Source organism: Sorangium sp. So ce119, assembly GCF_051524405.1.
Classification (GTDB): domain Bacteria; phylum Myxococcota_A; class Polyangia; order Polyangiales; family Polyangiaceae; genus Sorangium; species Sorangium cellulosum_G.
This window is the reverse complement of sequence record NZ_CP150310.1, coordinates 3,031,777-3,049,376: the sequence shown is the minus strand read 5'-3', so window position 1 is coordinate 3,049,376 and position 17,600 is coordinate 3,031,777. Positions and strand designations below refer to the sequence as shown.

General features: G+C 71.1%; 12 protein-coding genes. 8 read left to right on the top strand and 4 right to left on the bottom strand.

Going from position 1 to position 17,600, the window contains the following annotated elements:
• Positions 1-247: 247 nt before the first annotated feature.
• From WME76_RS11570 to WME76_RS11555, 4 genes are all read left to right on the top strand, one after another.
• Positions 248-1,624, top strand: coding sequence for a sigma 54-interacting transcriptional regulator (locus WME76_RS11570; RefSeq protein WP_437960192.1), 1,377 nt, complete (start codon positions 248-250; stop codon positions 1,622-1,624).
• Between the two features lie 240 nt (positions 1,625-1,864).
• A complete protein-coding gene (locus WME76_RS11565) occupies positions 1,865-3,559 on the top strand; it encodes a DUF1592 domain-containing protein (protein WP_437960191.1) in 1,695 nt (564 codons plus the stop codon).
• Positions 3,556-4,920 carry a DUF1552 domain-containing protein gene (locus WME76_RS11560; protein ID WP_437960190.1) on the top strand — a complete coding sequence of 455 codons (1,365 nt, stop codon included), beginning with the start codon at positions 3,556-3,558 and terminating at the stop codon, positions 4,918-4,920. Before WME76_RS11565 ends, WME76_RS11560 begins: the two co-directional genes overlap by 4 nt.
• A 42-nt stretch (positions 4,921-4,962) precedes the next feature.
• On the top strand, positions 4,963-6,441 hold the full coding sequence (locus WME76_RS11555) for a discoidin domain-containing protein (protein ID WP_437960189.1): 1,479 nt from the start codon (positions 4,963-4,965) through the stop codon (positions 6,439-6,441).
• A 153-nt stretch (positions 6,442-6,594) separates the two neighbouring features.
• Here WME76_RS11555 and WME76_RS11550 read toward each other — a convergent pair whose 3' ends face one another.
• The 3 genes from WME76_RS11550 to WME76_RS11540 all read right to left on the bottom strand — a co-directional run bounded on the left by WME76_RS11550 (position 6,595) and on the right by WME76_RS11540 (position 9,120).
• Positions 6,595-7,173 (bottom strand): c-type cytochrome, encoded by a 579-nt coding sequence (locus WME76_RS11550; RefSeq protein WP_437960188.1) that lies wholly within the window; start codon positions 7,171-7,173, stop codon positions 6,595-6,597.
• Positions 7,174-7,251: 78 nt separating this feature from the next.
• On the bottom strand, positions 7,252-8,220 hold the full coding sequence (locus WME76_RS11545) for a TauD/TfdA dioxygenase family protein (protein WP_437960187.1): 969 nt from the start codon (positions 8,218-8,220) through the stop codon (positions 7,252-7,254).
• A gap of 84 nt (positions 8,221-8,304) precedes the next feature.
• Positions 8,305-9,120, bottom strand: coding sequence for a class I SAM-dependent methyltransferase (locus tag WME76_RS11540; RefSeq protein WP_437960186.1), 816 nt, complete (start codon positions 9,118-9,120; stop codon positions 8,305-8,307).
• A gap of 731 nt (positions 9,121-9,851) precedes the next feature.
• Between WME76_RS11540 and WME76_RS11535 the strand changes: the two genes are divergently transcribed.
• The 3 genes from WME76_RS11535 (at position 9,852) to WME76_RS11525 (ending at position 13,714) form a co-directional block, all read left to right on the top strand.
• A complete protein-coding gene (locus WME76_RS11535; RefSeq protein WP_437960185.1) occupies positions 9,852-11,444 on the top strand; it encodes a DUF1592 domain-containing protein in 1,593 nt (530 codons plus the stop codon).
• Positions 11,444-12,826, top strand: coding sequence for a DUF1552 domain-containing protein (locus tag WME76_RS11530; protein WP_437960184.1), 1,383 nt, complete (start codon positions 11,444-11,446; stop codon positions 12,824-12,826). The genes WME76_RS11535 and WME76_RS11530 overlap by 1 nt, the downstream gene beginning before the upstream one ends.
• Before the next feature lie 126 nt (positions 12,827-12,952).
• On the top strand, positions 12,953-13,714 hold the full coding sequence (locus WME76_RS11525; protein WP_437960183.1) for a hypothetical protein: 762 nt from the start codon (positions 12,953-12,955) through the stop codon (positions 13,712-13,714).
• Between the two features lie 163 nt (positions 13,715-13,877).
• Here the strand turns inward: WME76_RS11525 and WME76_RS11520 are convergent, their stop codons facing one another.
• Positions 13,878-15,923, bottom strand: a complete 2,046-nt coding sequence (locus WME76_RS11520) for a rhamnogalacturonan lyase (protein WP_437960182.1) — start codon at positions 15,921-15,923, stop codon at positions 13,878-13,880.
• Positions 15,924-16,194: 271 nt separating this feature from the next.
• On the opposite strand from WME76_RS11520, the gene WME76_RS11515 reads away from it, so the two are divergent.
• Positions 16,195-17,499 (top strand): RICIN domain-containing protein, encoded by a 1,305-nt coding sequence (locus WME76_RS11515; protein ID WP_437960181.1) that lies wholly within the window; start codon positions 16,195-16,197, stop codon positions 17,497-17,499.
• Positions 17,500-17,600 lie beyond the last annotated feature (101 nt).

Below are 17,600 nucleotides of genomic sequence, written 5' to 3'. Positions count from 1 at the left end.
GTCCAAGGTATCACGCGCGCACCTCGGACGTTTTCACGCGATCCGTCGCACACGCAGGTTCTGGGTGAGACGTAGGGAACTGTCTCACCCGAAACGCCGCCGCGTTCCCACGGGCGCTGCGGCGGCTGCCGGTCGGGATGGCGGCGCGCCGGCCAGGCGGGCGGCGTGATCGCGCGGCGGAGGGGCCGGCGGGCGCTCTCTCGGCGCGTGATTCGGGCGTGATCCGGGCGTGATAGGTTTCACGCACATGTCGAACCGTCTCGAGCTCACCGGCGCAACGTCGGTCCGGGGGATCGTCGCGGAGCTGCCGGACGGGACGTTCGCGATCGCGATCGCGGACGGGCCCGCCGCGGGCCAGCGCCTGGTGCTCGATGGCTCGAGCCCTTCCCGCGTGCTCGTCGGCAAGTCGTCCGCCTGCGATCTCCGGCTCGACGATCCGGAGGTATCGCGGCGGCACTGCGCGCTCGAGCTCACGGGCGCGCGGCTGCGGGTGACCGATCTCGGCTCGACCAACGGCACGTTCGTCGATCATGTGGCCATCCGGGACGCGTGGCTCGCGGGCGGCGAGACGCTCCGGGTCGGGACGACGCGGCTGCGGGTGGAGCGGCAGGCCGGCGGCCAGAACCCGCCGGTGCCGCCCGGCTCGTCGTTCGGGCGGATGCTGGGCGCGAGCCGCGCGATGCGGCGGCTGTACCCGCTCTGCCGCAAGCTCGCCGCCGCGCGCGTCCCGGTGCTCATCGAGGGCGAGACGGGCACGGGCAAGGAGGTGCTCGCCGAGGCGCTCCACGAGGAGGGCCCGCTCGCGGCGCGGCCGTTCGTTGTGTTCGACTGCACGGCGGTCCCCCCGAGCCTCGTCGAGTCGGAGCTCTTCGGCCACGAGCGGGGCGCGTTCACCGGCGCGACGGCCGCGCGCCGGGGCGTCTTCGAGCAGGCCGACGGCGGGACGCTGTTCATCGACGAGATCGGGGACCTCGACCTCGCGCTCCAGCCGAAGCTCCTGCGCGCGATCGAGCGGGGCGAGATCCGCCGGGTCGGCGGGGACCGGTGGCTCCGCGTGGACGCGCGCATCCTCAGCGCGACGCGGCGGGACCTGGATCACGAGGTGCAGGCCGGGAGGTTCCGCGACGACCTCTTCCATCGCCTCGCCGTGGCGCGGGTCGAGCTGCCCCCGCTGCGCGCGCGGGCGGGCGACATCGCGCTCCTGGCGGAGCACTTCTGGCGGCTGGCCGGCGCCGAGGGCGCGCCGCCGCCGGCGCTCGTCGCGCGCTGGTCCGACGACGCCTGGCCCGGCAACCTGCGCGAGCTCAAGAACGCGGTGCTCCGCGCCGTGGCGCTCGGGGACGCGACGCTGCTGCCCGAGGAGCCACCCGAGACGGAGGCGTCGCCGGCGAGCGCGCCCGGCGCGGCGCCGCCGGGCGCGGCGCCGCGCGGCGCCGATTTCATGGACGAGACGCTCCGGGCGCAGCTCCCGCTCGCGGCGGCGCGGGCGCGGGTCGTCGAGGAGTTCGAGCGGCGGTATGTCGAGCAGGTGCTCGCGGCTCACGACGGGGTCGTGTCGCGGGCGGCGGCGGCGAGCGGGATCGCGCGGCGCCACTTCCAGCGGATCAAGGCCCGCTCGCGCTGACACAGCCATCGCGCCCCGCGCCGCCTCACGGCGCCGCCCCGCCCCCTGCGACGCGCGAGGTCGCGCCCACCCCGCCCTGCGACGCCGCAGGTCGCACCCCTCCGGCCGCGCGCGACCTCCGGCGTCACCCCCACCCAACGAACACGCTCGAATCCCGGGAAATCGCGCTGATCCCGGCCCCGGCACGCCCCGTGCTGAACGTCCTCACCAGACGCCCTTCAGCGTCCCTCGAGGCCCACGATGCGCACTTCCCTTCTCCTTCGTCTCAGGCCACGGCTCGTCGAGCTCACGCTCGCCGCGTCCGTCGCCCTCGGCGGGTGCACGGGCGTCCTCGGCGCCGACCCCGCGGCCGGCGACGACGTCGCGAGCGACGGCCCCGCCGACGGCCCCGCCGCCTGCGAGGCGTCGCCCCTGCCGCTCGCCCACCTGACGCGCGACCAGTACGACCGCACCGTGGTCGACCTGCTCGCGCTCGACCCCGACGAGCCGCGCCCGTCCAGCGGCTTCCCCGCGGACGACGCCGTCGAGGGCTTCCCCCTCGGGCTCACGGTCTCGCCGCTCCTCGTCGAGAAGCTGCAGGGCGCCGCCGAGGCGCTCGCCGCGCGCGCCCTCGAGCACCCCGAGCGCATCGTCCCCTGCGCGACCGAGGACGACGCCTGCGCGCGCGCCTTCGTGCAGGCGTTCGGCGCGCGCGCGTTCCGCCGGCCGCTCACCGCCGCCGAGGAGACCGCGCTGCTCGACGTCTACCGCGCCGCGCGCGAGGACGGCGCCCGGCCCTTCCTCGAGGGCGTCGGCCTCGTCATCGAGGCGGCGCTCTCCTCGCCGCAGTTCCTCTACCACTGGCCCGACGACGGCGGCGCCGCCCCCGGCTCCGTCATCGCCATCGTCGACCACGAGCTCGCGAGCCGCCTCTCGTACTTCCTCTGGGGCACCATGCCCGACGACGCCCTCTTCGCCTCCGCGGCCGAGGGCCGGCTGCGCACGCCGGAGGACATCGAGGTCGAGGCGCGCCGCATGCTCGAGGACCCGCGCGCCCGCGCCACCACGGCGGCCTTCTTCCGCGAGCTCCTCGGCGTGGGCGACGTCGGGTCCATCAACCGCGACCCCGAGGTCTTCCCGGAGTTCGACGCCGCGCTCGCCCGGGACCTCCAGGCCTCGCTCGAGGCGTTCCTCGACGACGCCGTCTGGTCGGGCGGGACGTACGACGATCTCTTCACGTCCCGCCGCGCCTTCATGAACGCGCGCCTGGCGAGCTTCTACGGCGTGGGCGGCGAGCTCGGGGACGAGCTCTCCCCGGTCGAGCTCGACGCCTCCACGCGCATGGGCCTGCTCACCCAGCCGGCGCTGCTCGCGAAGCTCGGCAAGTTCGACCAGTCGGATCCGATCCGGCGCGGCGTGTTCCTGCGCGAGAAGATCCTCTGCCAGGAGCTCGGGGAGCCCCCGCCGGACGTCGAGTTCAACGTGCCGACGCCCGCCGCCGAGCCGGCCAGGACCACGCGCGAGCGCTTCGCGGCGCACACCTCGCAGCCGGGGTGCCAGGGCTGCCACCAGTTCATCGATCCGCTCGGCTTCGCCCTCGAGACGTACGACGCGCTCGGGCGCTACCGCGCCACCGAGAACGGGATGCCCATCGACGCGACAGGCGAGGTCGTCGGGACCGACGGCGCGGACGGGGAGGTCGACGGCGGCGTCGAGCTCGCGGAGCGCCTCGTCTCGTCGGTCGACGCGCGCGCGTGCTTCGTCGAGCACTGGTTCCGCTACGCCGTGCGGCGCGGCGCGTCCGAGGGCGACGCGTGCGAGCTCGAGTCGCTCGGCGACGCGTTCGAGGAGGAGGGCGGCGACATCCACGCGCTGCTCGTGCGGATCGTGAAGAGCGAGGCGTTCAGGTCGCGTCGCGTGGCCGAGGTCGCTGGCGACGGCGGAGGTGAGCTGTGATCGGACGAAGAATGAACCGGCGGACGTTGCTCGGCGGGCTCCTCGCGGGCGCCCTTGGCTCGCTCATGGCGGGACCCACCGCGCGCGGTGATCAGCCCGGACCGCGCAAGCGCTTCGTCGTGTGGTTCACGCCGAACGGCACCATCGAGTCGGCGTTCCGCCCCACGGGCGGAGAGCGCGACTTCACCCTCGGTCCGATCCTCGAGCCGCTCGAGCCGCTCCGGGATCACCTCCTCCTCTTCGGCCCCGAGGGCGAGCCGGACTCGGACTTCCGCAGGGAGCGCGGGCTGAGCATCCGGATCTCCGAGGACGGCCCGAGCGGCGGACACGGCTGCTCGAAGCTCCTCACCGGCCGGCTGCCCGCGCTGGTCGAGGGCAACGAAATGGCGTCCGGGCCGAGCGTCGATCAGGTCATCGCCGCCGCCGTCGGCCAGGACGACTACCTCCGGTCGCTCGAGCTCGGGGTGCGCTCCGGGGCGCCGAGCTCCCGCGACCACCTGCTGTATGCCGGCGCGGGGCAGCCGGTCCCGCCGGAGAACAACCCGAGCGCCGCGTTCGACCGCGCCTTCGCCGGGCTCGCGACCGTGGACCCGGACGCCGAGCGCCGGAAGAACCGCCGCCGCGAGGTGCTCCGCTTCGCCCGCGAGGAGGCGAAGCGCCTCGCGCCGCGCCTCGGCGGCGCCGACCGCCAGCGGATCGACGCCCACGAGGCCGCCCTCGCGGACCTCGACGCCCGCCTCGACGGGCGCATCGCGTGCGCGCCCCCCGGGCTCCTCCACTCGAGCCCGGGCGACTGGGAGGAGGGCTGGGACACGTACGACAAGATGCCCGACGTCGGCCGCGCCCAGATGGACATCCTCGCGACAGCGCTCGGCTGCGGCATCACCCACGTCGGATCGCTGCAGTGGACCGCCGCCGCGGCGAACGCGCGCCACCCCTTCGTCGACGCGCCGGAGTGGCACCACGAGCTCTCCCACCACGTCGTGCGCGAGGCGGATCGCACCGTCGATCCGGTCGTCACCCGGAAGGTGATCGACATCAACCGCTGGTACGCGTCGCAGCTCGCGTACTTCCTCGGCCGCCTGAAGGAGATGCCGGAGCGCGACGGCAGCTCGGTGCTCGACCACACCGTGGTGCTCTGGTGCAACGAGATGTCCGACGGCTTCTACCACACCCACCAGAACATGCCGTTCTTGCTGGCGGGGGGCGCGGGCGGACACTTCCGGACGGGTCGTTACCTGAAGTTCGAGAACCGGGCCCACAACGATCTCCTGACCTCGCTGTGCCAGGCGATGGGGCTCTCGCTCGACACGTTCGGCGACCCGGCGTTCTGCGACGGGGCCCTGCCGGGCCTCGCGTGAATCAGACTTGGTAAATAATCTTTAATATTCTTGAGGTACATCATGTCTCTTCGACTCCTCGCCCCCGTTCTCATGGTCGTCGCGAGCCCCCTCGCCCTCGTGGCCTGCGTGGCGGGCGACGCCGCGCAAGCGGACATCACGAGCGCGGGCAGCGCGGCCGTCGTGGCCGAGCAGAACTACAAGGCCTCGGGCATGGACCGGTTCTCTTACCAGTCGAAGCTCGGCAAGCACGAGGCCCTCGTCTATGCCGCGGAGGGGTGCCGGAAGGACGACGGCGGGAGCGACTGCCCCGTCATCCTCTTCCACCACGGCAACGGCCAGAACGGCGGCGTGCAGCACCAGCTCTCGGACTGCTGCGACATCACGGGCAAGATCAAGGGCGGATACCGGCCCAAGGGGCTCATCATCGCCGCGCCCGCGCGTTACCTGGGCTGGAGCGAGGGGCGGGTGGCCGACGCCACCACGATGCAGGACGCGCTCCTCGACGCGCTCGAGGACAGCTACAAGGTCAGGCCCGGCGCCGTCCACGTGACGGGCCTCTCGGGCGGCTCCGACCCCGTCCTCTCCTACGTCGCCAAGCGACCGCGCAAGGTCGCGTCGTACTCGGTCTTCGCGGGCGTCGCGAGCTTCGAGGCCTGCAAGGGCAGCGACACGAGGAACTGCGTGGCGCCCGCGGACATGGCGGCCCTTGTCGCGCTCCCCAGCTTCTGGGGCATCAGCTGGGGTGATCCGCTCGCGGGCATCGGGTCGCAGGACGGCAACGTGAGCTTCCTGCTGGAGCACGGCGGCTCGCTGTCGAGCATCCAGCAGTACCTCTATTGCCGCCGCAGCCCGGTGGCCCGCGACTCGACCTTCGACTGGTTCACCCGCCTCGCGTGGGAGGACTCGAGCGACCCTGCGTACTGCGGCAACAAGCTCGGGCACATCGGCTGGCATTTCGGCTACAGCACCGAGGCCGGCGACCCCCACGCCGTCACCTGGTGGGACTGGGTGCGGTCGACCTTCGACGGCGCCGCCGATCCCGGCGGCGACGACGGCAACACCGATCCCGGCGGCGACGACGGCAACGCCGATCCCGGCGGCGGCGCGTGCGTGGGCGCGGGCGGCGTGCTGAAGAACAGCTGCTTCACGGCCGTCGACCAGGGCAAGTCCGAGGCGGCGTCGCGCCTGCTCGACGGGACGACAAGATCCGACGAGGCCACGGCGTGGCTGAACGGCAAGTGGCTCTTCTCGAACGAGTACCCGGCGGCGGCGTACATCGACATGAAGCAGCCGTACAACGTGACGAAGCTCGAGTACTTCGCGGGCAACCTCGGCAGCAGCTCGGAGCTGGAGATCAGCTACGCGACCGAGGGCCCGAGCAACTGGACCCTCGCCGCGAACAGCAAGCCCGCCGGCTGGAGCACCTGGTCCACCGGGACCACGACGCGCTTCAAGGCCCGCTACGTGCGCCTCCGCTTCCTGGGCTATGGCCAGCGCTTCAACGTCTCCGAGCTGCGCCTGACCGGCAGCCCGCTCTGATCGCCCGCGCCGGCGAGCCCCACGAGCCCCCCTCCGGCGCCCCCCTTGCGCCGGAGGCCCCTGCGCCGCACGCGGCGCCCCCATCGCCCCGGGTAGCCCGCCACGCGCGTCGCGCGATCCGCGGCGGGCGCAGCGCCGTCCGGCCCGCGCCCCTCAGGGCAGGACGCGGGTCGACCGGGCCGCCGCGAGCTCCGCGCCGCCGGCCCACGGCGCCTGCCGGTCGCCCAGCGAGGCGCGCACCCGCGCCACGTCGTCCTTCGTGATCGCGGGCGCGCTGTTCCCCCAGCTCGATCGCACGTAGGTGAGCACCAGCGCGATCTCCTCGTCCGAGAGCGTCACGCCGAGGTTGGGCATCACGTCGTTGTAGACCACGCCGTTCACCTCCATCGGGCCTGTCGCGCCGAGCAACAGGAGCCGGATCGGGGTCTCCGCGTCGTCGAGCAGCCATGACGTGCCGACGAGGGGCGGATAGCGGCCGGGCTTCCCCTCCCCCCTCGCCTGGTGACAGCCGGTGCACGAGCGGTAATAGACCTTGCCGCCCTGGGCGAGGTCGTCGGCCGTGACGCCGGAGCCCAGGCTGCCGCCCGGCGGCAGCGCGCGGCCCTCCAGCTTGCGCAGGACCATCCACGGCAACGCGAGCACGCCGAAGGCCACGATCAGCAAGATCACCACGACGTGCGCCGTGCTCTGCTCTCCCCCTCGGGCGTCGTCGCGCTTGCTCGCTGTACCCACGCGGCACTCCTCCGCCGCAGATGAAGCGCACGCGATCCCCGACGTCAAGGACCCATCCGTCGGCCGCGGCTCGCCGCGCTACGCCGAGGCAGCCGCCACGGCAGCCGCCGGGACGCCGGCGCTCTCGGTCCTCGCCGCAGGAGCGCGCGGCGCCTTCTTGCGGGTGAAGCTGCGCCGTCCGTCGACGCCGACAGGCACGTCGCCGTCCACCGTCACCCGGCGCACAACGCGGAGCTGATCGCCGTAATCGTTGATCGCGTAATGCTGGGTGGCGCGGTTGTCCCAGACCGCCACGTCGCCCACGGCCCAGCGCCATCGGACGGTGTTCTCGAGGCGCGTGATGTGCTCCTGGAGCACCTGGAAGAGGTGCGCGGAGTCGAACGACGACACGCCGACGAGGTTCTTGACGAAGTGGCCGAGCAGCAGCGAGCGCTCCCCGGTCTCGGGGTGGACGCGCACGACGGGGTGCTCGGTCTCGTAGACCGTCGACGTGAACACCTCCTGGTACCGCCGCTCGTCCTCCGGCGAGGACTGCGGCCTCCGCGCCTGGTAGTCGTACTGGTTGCTGTGGACCGCCCACAGCTTGTCCGCGAGCTCGCGCAGCGCGGGCGGCAGGTCCTGGTACGCCGCGACCGTGTTGGCCCAGACCGTATCGCCGCCGTGGGCGGGGATCACGAGCGCCCGCAGGATCGAGGCCTTCGGGTACGCGTCGACGAACGTGACGTCGGTGTGCCATGAGTTCGCGCGACCGCCGTACCGCGAGTCGAGCTCGTGGATGTAGTCGGTGCCCTGGACGACCGGCACCGTCGGGTGCGCGACCGGCTTGCCGTCGAACAGCGCGGTGAGCGTCTGCTGGCCGGCGTCGTCGAGGTGGTGCTGGTTCCTGAAGAAGATCACCTTGTAACGCAGCCACGCCTTCCGGATCTCGCTCACCGTGGCGGGGTCGAGATCGGCCGAGAGGCGCACGCCGCGCACCTCCGCGCCGATCCGGCCGGCGACCGGCACGATCTCGAGGACATTGCTGCTCTGGTTCACTGTGGCGCTCATGCGGAGTTCTCCTGATTGCGGGGTCGGCCGGTCCGCGCCGCGACATCACGTCGCGACGCGGCGCTCGGCGGGCCGGTGGACTGCTCAGTGCGACGCGGGTTTGTGGGCGATGGCGAAGAGGCGCTTTCCCTCGAGCCGGATGCCCTCGGGCGTCCGGAAGGCCTCGAGCTCGCGCTGGATGTCCTCGATGGCCTGGGTGCGCAGCGACTCCGGCAGGTGACCGAGGAAATTGCCGAACGAGCTCGCCTGCGAGAAGGCGATGGCCGCGCGTCCGTCAGGTTGGTAGTGGACGTTCTCCTGGGCCTCGATCTTCTGCACGGCGAAGCCGGCGCCGCCGAGGAGGCTCGAGAGCTCATCGGCCGTGACCCAGTGGGGCGTGCCGGCCTTGGACTCCGGATAGCGCGCGTAGGGCTCCCGCGACAGCACCTGCCGCTTGATGGCCTGCAGCCGGTTCGGGTGGTCCTTCGCGCCCGTGGTGAGCCCGACCCGGCCCCCCGGCTTGAGCACGCGATGGATCTGCCGCAGCGGCTCGGTCTTCTCGGGGAGCCAGTGGAAGACGGCGTTGAGGTACACGACGTCGAAGCTGCCCGAGGGGAGCTCGTCGAGCGCGTAGGCGTTGCCGACCCGGAACGAGAGGTTCGCCTTGGCCTTGCGCTGGGCGATCTCGATCCGCAGCGGCAGCGGGTCGATCCCGAGCACCTGGCCCGTGGGCCCGACGATACCCGCCACGTGCTCCGCGAGCAGCCCGGTGCCGCTCCCGATGTCGAGCACGCGCTCGCCGGCGCGCACGCCGAGCTCGGCGATCAACCGCTGGCCGTGGCGGAACTGCCGCTCGGCGCTGCGTACCTCGTAGTCCTGTGCGAGCTGCGGCGTATCGAAGACGAGACTGAGTCCACTCATGCGACGGCTCCCGAGAGAAGAGGGTTTGCCGGGCGCTCTCGGCGGCGGGACGTCCTCGCCCGCGCCCGTCGACGCCCACGTGGACCCCCTCACATCGCACGCGCCGTGCCAGCGTTTTCCACGCGTTCCGGCCGGGCCTCGCGCGCCGGGTGCTGCGTCACGAGCACGCCGCCAGCACCTCATGTTGCGCAGGCCGCACCTCGCCCGCCCGCAGGGCTACGCTCCCAAAGCAAAGCTCCATCTCCGCTGTATTCACTCTCGCGGTGAGCCGATCCGAGGGCGAGCCGCTACTGCCGGACGAGTGCTCCGCTGGCTCCTGCTTTCGCTCACCCCTCCCGGCCAGTCCGCCGCCAGGGAGCGGCGCGTCACGGCGCGTCGGGGGCAGATCGGCGATGGCGCGCCCGCCGGAACACAGCACGTCCCTCGACATGATTCCCTGATTTTATCACTGGAGCACTGATCAGCTCGAACAGCTCCGACACGTCTTAACACACCAGCAGGGCCCTCCGGGGGGAGGGCAGCATGACAATTTGTACTCATAAAAGAATTCCTGTTGTTCGATGATGGGACTTCAGCGCGCCCTGAGCGGGCGAAGAGCGACATCGATGTACAGATCCTTGAACCATGAGCAGGTGAGGCCTCTCAGAGGCCTTAGGTCAGCTGTTCCGATCGCGTTGATCGTGGCCAGCGGTTGCACTGGAAACGTGGGCAACGGGGGCAACGCGGGCGGCGTGGGCGAGCCTGACGCCGAGAACCCCACCACGGTCGACCCGCGCGCCTGCGAGGATGGCGCGATTCACCCCGGCCGGGCGCCGCTCCGGCGGCTGACACGGTTCGAGTACAACAAGACGGTTCGCGACCTCTTCGGGGACACGACCGAGCCAGCCTTCTCGCTGCCGAGCGAGGATGTCGGGAACGGCTTTGGCAATGACGCGGACGCGCTGTCGGTCTCGAGCCTGCTGGCCGAGCAGCTCGGCACCGTCGCGGAGGGCGTCGCCCGGCGCGCGACCGCCACGCCGGAGGCGCTCGCGAAGCTCGCCCCGTGCGCGAGCAACGTGACGAGGGAGAGCGAGGAAGCGTGCGCGCGCACGATCATCGAGCGGATCGCGCCGCTCGCCTATCGCAGGCCGCTCGCCGCCGGCGAGGCGGACGAGCTCCTCGCGCTCTACACCGTCGGGCGGACGGATGCGACGTTCGACGTCGGCGTCGCCACGGTGATCGAGGGGCTGCTTCAATCGCCCGATTTCCTCTACCGCATCGAATGGGGCACACCCGACCCGGGGCGCCCCGAGCTCCGCCGGCCCACCGGCGACGAGATGGCGACGCGGCTCTCGTACCTGCTCTGGGGCACGATGCCCGACGACGAGCTGCGCAGGGCGGCGCAGGCAGGCGAGCTCTCGACGAAGGAGGGCGTCCGGGCGCACGCCGAGCGCATGATCGAGGACCCCCGGTTCCGGACCACCGTCCGGTTCTTCTTCGACAACCTGCTTCCCATCAGCAACCTCGCGGACCTCGAGCGAAACGCGGAGGCGTTCCCGACCTTCTCGCGCACGCTCGGCTCGTTCATGCGCGAAGAGACGCAGCGATTCCTCGAGCACGAGATCTTCGAGGGGACCGGCACCTGGCCGGCCATCTTGACGGCCCCGTACTCGTTCATGAATGGTCCTCTCGCGAAGTTCTACGGCGTCGACGGCGTGACGGGCGACGAGTTCCAGCAGGTGCAGCTCGACACGACCCAGCGCCTCGGGCTCCTCACCCAGGCGGGCGTGATGGCCGGGACGACGCACTCGAACACGACCAACCCCGTGACCCGCGGCTCGTTCGTGATCCAGAAGCTGATGTGCCAGAAGATCCCGCTCCCCACCGGCGACATCCTGGAGCGGGTGAAGCCGCCGGATCCGTACACCGGCGCGACGGCGCGGGACCGCTTCAGCCAGCATAGCCAGGATCCGGTCTGCGCGGGGTGCCACCAGTTCCTGGATCCGGCCGGGTTTCCGTTCGAGAACTACGACGCGGTCGGCCAGTTCCGCACGACGGAGAACGACGTGCAGATCGACGCGAGCGGCGGGGTCCCGGGCACGGACGTCACGGTGAGCGGGCCGATCGAGCTGGTGCGGGAGCTCGCCGAGAACGAGGACGTGCTGAGCTGCTTCGCGACGCGCTGGGCCGAGTACGGCTATGGCCTCACGCTGCGCTCCGAGGACGCTTGCACCAAGACGGACGTCACGGCCGCCTTCAAGGCATCCGGGTACAACGTGAAGCAGCTCCTGGTCGAGCTCACGCAGACGGACGCTTTCCACTACATGGCTGCCCGAGAGGAGTGATGGTGATGTCGAACTTTCGCTTGAGCCGACGTGCCGTGCTGCGCGGTGCTGGCGCCATCGCCATCGCGCTCCCCTGGCTGGAGATCATGGGCCCCGAGCGCACCGCGCGCGCGGCCCCCGCCCCCGCCAAGCGCTTCCTCTCCGTCTACACGCCGGGCGGGACGGTGATCAACCGCTGGCGGCCGAGCGGCACCGAGACGAACTTCACCCTGGGGCCCATCCTGTCGCCGCTCGCGCCGGTGCAGGACCGTCTGCTCGTCGTCGACGGCCTCGACCTGAAGAGCGCGCGCGGTGAGCAGCACCAGAGCGGGATCATCGCCTGGCTCACGGGCACGGCGCAGGAGGGCTCCTCGAACGGCGGCTACGGCAACGGTCCCTCCGTCGATCAGGTGATCGCCTCCCGGATCTCCGCCGGTCAGAAGGCCAAGGCGAGCATCGAGATCGCGGTGCGCTGGGCGACGGGCAAGTCCCACGGCCTGGTGTCGCCGATGAACGCCGCGAACTTCGAGACCGCCGCGCCGTTCAAGCCGATCCCGCCGCGCCTCGATCCGGCGGAGATCTTCATCGAGCTCTTCGGCACGCTGGATCCCACCGCCGGCAACGACGCCGCCCGTCGCCTCGCGCGAAAGCGCTCGATCCTCGATTTCCTCGACGGGCGCTACTCCGCCCTGTCCTCGCGGCTCGGCGCGGCCGACAGGCAGAAGGTCGACCAGCACCTGACGAAGATCCGCGAGATCGAGATGAGCCTCAACAACGTGCCGGTCGAGACGAGCGCGTGCAAGGCGCCGGAGCGGGTCGACACGTCCGACTACAACCCGCGCACGGGGCTCAACTCCTCGGACAACGGCTCGATCAAGGACACCTCGACCGACGCGGCGATCCCCAAGGTCGGCAAGCTCATGATGGACATGCTGGTGATGTCGCTCGCCTGCGACATCACCGCGGTCGGCACGCTTCAGTGGAGCGACACCGAGGCGAAGCACACCTTCCCCTGGCTCAACCTGACCGAGCACCACCATTACTACCAGCACGACGGCGGCTTCAAGCCGGACGAGTGCGAGCGCATCTGCAACTGGTATTCGAAGCAGCACCTCTATCTCCTGCAGGAGATGGAGAAGGTCGACATGGGCGGACACTCGCTGCTCGACGAGAGCGTCGTCTTCTTCGGGTCCGAGCTCTCGGATCCGCCGAGCCACAACAAGACGAACATGCCGTTCCTGCTGGCCGGCGGCGGCGGCGGCCTGCGCACAGGGCGCTGGGTCCGGTACCCGAACCTCCCGCACAACAACCTGCTCGTCTCGATCTTGAACCTGTTCGGCGACACCCGGGACACGTTCGGCGACCCTCGGTACTGCACCGGGCCGCTCACCAACCTGACGTAGCCACCCCCGGGGGGGACACCCGCTGCTTCGATACGGACGAGACGACGTCCGTCAGCTCCAGCCTCTACACCGGCGCTCTCGCCGGAGTGGTATCCTATGAGAGTATATCTTCTTACGATTCCAGTGATGATGTTCGCTCTTGCCTGCGGCTCCGATGCCGACCCGCCTCCGACAGACCAGGGCACCTCCAGCTCCACGGGCGCCGGCGGTCCGGGCGGGGGAGCCGATGCGGCCACCAGCACGAGCGCCTCCAGCAGCGCGAGCTCCGGCGGGGCCGGCGGCAGCGGCGGGGCCGGCGGCAGCGGCGGGGACGGCGGTAGCGGCGGGGACGGCGGTAGCGGCGGGGACGGCGGCAGCGGCGAAGACCCGCGCGCGGCGGCCGCCAGCATCGACGGCTTCCGCTGGGAGATGCCCTGCGATCGCGACCCGGGCGGCAGCGACGAGTGTTCGACGTCCGCGCACGTCGACGAGACCAGGACATTCGGCGGCTCGCCCGACACGACCTATCAAGTGACCGTCCGGCTACGCGGCGTCGTCGAGACGATGAAGTACCGGGGCGGCACGCCCGACGGCATGCACTTTCGCGTGGGCGGTACGCCCGACGACGCGACGTACAACATCTACAGCTTCACTGTCTCCGATCCGCCGGAGGTCTACTACCTCAACGACAGCCCCAACGTGGGTCACGACACGTTCATCATCGACCATACGAAGACCATTCCAGTCCGGGGTGGAGCCACCGTGTCTTTCCTGGGCGACGGTCAGAATGGTATAGAGATCGCCAACTTCAAGCATCTGGTCGTGGACGGCGTCCCCCCGGCGCCCGAGCCTTATGTCGGTCAGTTCATCCAGCTCGACGTGCAGTCCGTCGAGGTGGCGCAGCCCTGACCGCCACGGCAACCAGGTCAACACAGTCGACGGGTTCATCACCGGGGGCGCCGACACCATCGTGATCGCGCCCCAGGGATCGCTGGCTGGAAACGGGCGGCATCGGGGCCCGGCTGTCGTTCGCTGACGACGCGCTCGGAGGGCCGCGGCCGCCCCGGGTATCTCAGCGGACGTGGATGTCCGGCTTCGGCACCTGGGCCATCCCCTCCCCGATGTGGAAGCTCGGGTGGGGCGGCTGGTTGTAGGCGCCGTTCTGCCACGAGATGGCGACGCGGTACTGCGGATCGTGCATCAGGGTGTGGATCCGGTTCTTCGCGAGCTGGCTCGTCGTGAAGATGCGGATCGAGTTGCCGCAGCGGAAGATCACCTCCTCGCGCCAGTCGCCCAGGATATCGGCGCTGAGGGTCGGGTTGCTCTTCGAGCCGTTGTTCGCGGCGCACCCGTCGGCCGTGAAGTTGCCGCCGTCGCCGTCGACCTGGCGGATGCCGTTGCCGTCGAGGAGCTCGCGGCTCAGGTCCGCGTCCCACCAGATGAGGAAGTTGCTCGACGCGGGGCGGTTCCCGACGCTCTTGCCGTCCGAGCCGCTCAGCAGCTGGCTGTTGTTCACCCACGCCTCGCTCCCGGGGTTGCGCGGATCGACGTCCGCCGCCACGCCTCGGCCAGGCCCCTCCTCGCCGCCGTTGCCGGGCCCCTGCCAGATGACCTCGCACGTGCGCGCGTCGCGCATGGCGTACGCGGGCGACTCCCCGCCCTCGTACGGCATGAACACCTCGAGGCCAGGGCGCGACGGGATGTGATCCGTGACGTGCAGCGCGTCGCCGTGAGCGTAGTAGTCCACGGTGCAGAGGCCCGTGCCGTCGTCGTCGAACGTGGCGCCGCCGTTGATGATCTCCTGCTGCGGGTCGTCGTCCACGTTCGCGACGCTGATGGAGTGGGCTCCCTTGCCGGCGAACTTCCCATTGTCGCGGCTCGAGCTCGAGTCGAACGTCCAGAGGTTCGAGAGCGCGCCGTCGCGGTAGTTCCAGGCCGAGAGCGTGGTGCGCGCGTAGTAGCCGCGCCCGAACACCGCGCTCGGACGCCCTGTGTCGTCGAGGAACGCGATCGTGCCGACGAACCGGTCGACGCGGTTGCCGTAACACTCGTTGTTGCCCCAGCTGCACGGGTCGTCGCGCCCCACCTTGAACTCCGTCGTGGCGAGCTCGGCGCCGGTCTCTCCCGAAAACACCGTGAGATACTCCGGGCCGGTCAGGATGTAGCCGTCGCCGTTGCGGTAGTCCCTGGCGTCGTCGTCGCCGGCCGCGGGCCCCTTGCTCAGGAGCTCGCCCTTGCCGTCGCGCGTCCCCGGCGCGGTCTTGACGGCCACCTCCGCCTTCCCGTCGCCGTCGAGATCGTAGACGAGGAACGGCGAGTAATGCGCCCCGGCCCGGATGTTCACGCCGAGATCGATGCGCCAGAGCCTCTCGCCGTCGAGCGTGTAGGCGTCCAGGTAGGTCTTGCCGGTGCGGCCAGCCTGCGAGTTGTCCTTGAGGTTCGACGGATCCCACTTGACGACGATCTCGTATCGCCCGTCGCCGTCCAGGTCCCCCACGCTGCCGTCGCCGCTCGAGTAGGTGTAGCCGTCCCCGGCGGGCGGCGGCGTCGTCTGGATGGACAGGGATCCATCCTTCCACACGGACGCGGCCTCCGACTCGCCTCGCTCGACGCCGCCGACGACCGGCCGCACCGTGTAGACCGAGCTCGGAGAGCCGCCGCGGTCCACGACGTTGGTGGAGTCCGTGATCGGCGCGTCATTGACCTTGGTGCCGTCCCGGTAGACGTTGAATGCGATGTCGCCGGGATCGTAGCCGAACAGGCGGAAGCCCACGTAGATGCCGCCGTCGGTGGGAACGGCCACGACGCCGCGGTCGAGATCCTCCATCTGCGCGAACCCCGTCGGCGCGGGCGCGCCCCCGCCGCCGCCCGCGCCGGGGCCCGCGCCCGCGCCGCCGCTGCCCGACGCAGCGTCGCCGCCCGACGCCGTGCCGGTCGCGCCGCCTCCGGACGACGATGTGCCGGTCGCGCCGCCTCCGGACGATGTGCCGGTCGCGTCGCCTCCGGACGATGTGCCGGTCGCGTCGCCGCCGACGCCGCCGGCGCCGGTATCGCCCGACCCGCATGCCACGAGCCCGGCAGCGAGCGAGAAACAGATCGAGAGAACAGGGCGCCTCATGAATTACCTCGCGTTGCCGCTCCTCCTCCGGTCGGCGGTTCGCCTCCAGGCCGTGAGCGGCATGATGATCTGGTTGCTGGCCTAGGTTGTGACATCAGCGCAGACTCAATCACCTCGACCGCTCATGTCCTGCGTTTTCTCGACGGGCTGGAAATTTGAACACCGCTCACGAGAACGCGGCTGTGCTCCGAGCAACACCGCGAGGCCAATTGGCATGCCAGCGCAGTTTTATGGTGAAGCGGATGAGTCTGGGGTACGCAAGAAGGCCGACATGCAGCAGTCGCGCACACCGCACCGCGCCATCACCAGGACGCTCAGCGCAGCGGCAACCGCGGGCGGACGCGTGGCGCCCCGCTGTCTGGCCGCGGTCGCGTCGCTCGGGCTCGCGGCCTGCGCGAAGGGGCCGCTCGACGCCGTCGAGCTGACGCCGCCGACGTTGGCCCAGGGCCTCGTCGCGTACTGGACGTTCGACGAGGGCGAAGGGACGGTCGTGAACGACCGGTCCGGCAACCGGCGCGACGGCGAGCTCACCGGCGGCACGTGGGTGGAGGACGGCCGGTTCGGGCGTGCGCTGCACCTCGACGAGGGCGAGTTCATGACGGTGGGCGGGTTCCCGAACGCCACGCCGAGCTGGACCGTCTCGGCGTGGGTTCGCGTGCTCACCGACGAGCCCCCCGCCGGCGACACCCTGAGGACCGTGATCAGCGCGGAGGACACCGGCGGATGGGAGCTCAACGTCGACTACGGCGGCGATGCGCCGGGCATCCACTTCGGGTTCTGGAAGGGCCCCGAGGTCAGCGATTACCACCACATCCTGTGTCCCTGCCTGGAGCTCCAGCGGTGGACGCACGCCGCCGGGGTCGTCGACGGCGACGCGCTGACCATGAGCTTCTACATCGACGGGCGCCTCCACAGCACCGCGCCCATCGAGAAGACGATCTCGCCCGGCCCTACCAGCCTCTACGTCGGCCGATGGCCGCAGGAGGGTCGGCTCCTCGTCGGGGACGTCGACGACATCGCGATCTACAGCCGAGCGCTCGGCGCGGCGGAGATCGCCGAGCTCTCCCAGCACGCCGTCCCGGCGGAGGTCGCCGCGGACGTCTCGACGGATACCCCCTACACCCTGGTCGGCGTCCAGAGCGGGCGCTGCGTGGACGTCGACGCCGCCGTGGCCGCGGCCGACGATGTCGTCGTGCAGCTCTGGGATTGCAACGGCGGCACCAACCAGCAGTTCCGCTTCGAGGCGGCGGACGGCGGGTATCACCGGATCCGCAACGTCAGCAGCGACAAGTGCCTCGACGTCCGCGCCGGGTCGACCGCGGACGGCGCCGTCATCGTGCAGTTCACCTGCCACGGCAACCGCAACCAGCAATGGTCCGTCACCGATCTCGGCGGCGGCGCCGTCCGCATCACGTCGCGCCTCAGCGGCAAGGCCATCGACGCTTACGGCTCCCCGCCCGGCAACGGGACTGCCCTCTTCCAGAGGGCTTCCAGCGGCGCCACCAGCCAGCAGTTCAGGCTGAACCCGGTCGGAACCGACACCGGCACGGGCACCACCGGCGGCCCGGAGCCGTGACGCCAGGCGCCTCTCCGCAGGCGTGGAACCTGCTCGGCCGCATCTACGACCCGTGCACGCGGCGACGGCCGGCGCGGGCGACGACGCCCTGGGACGATCTA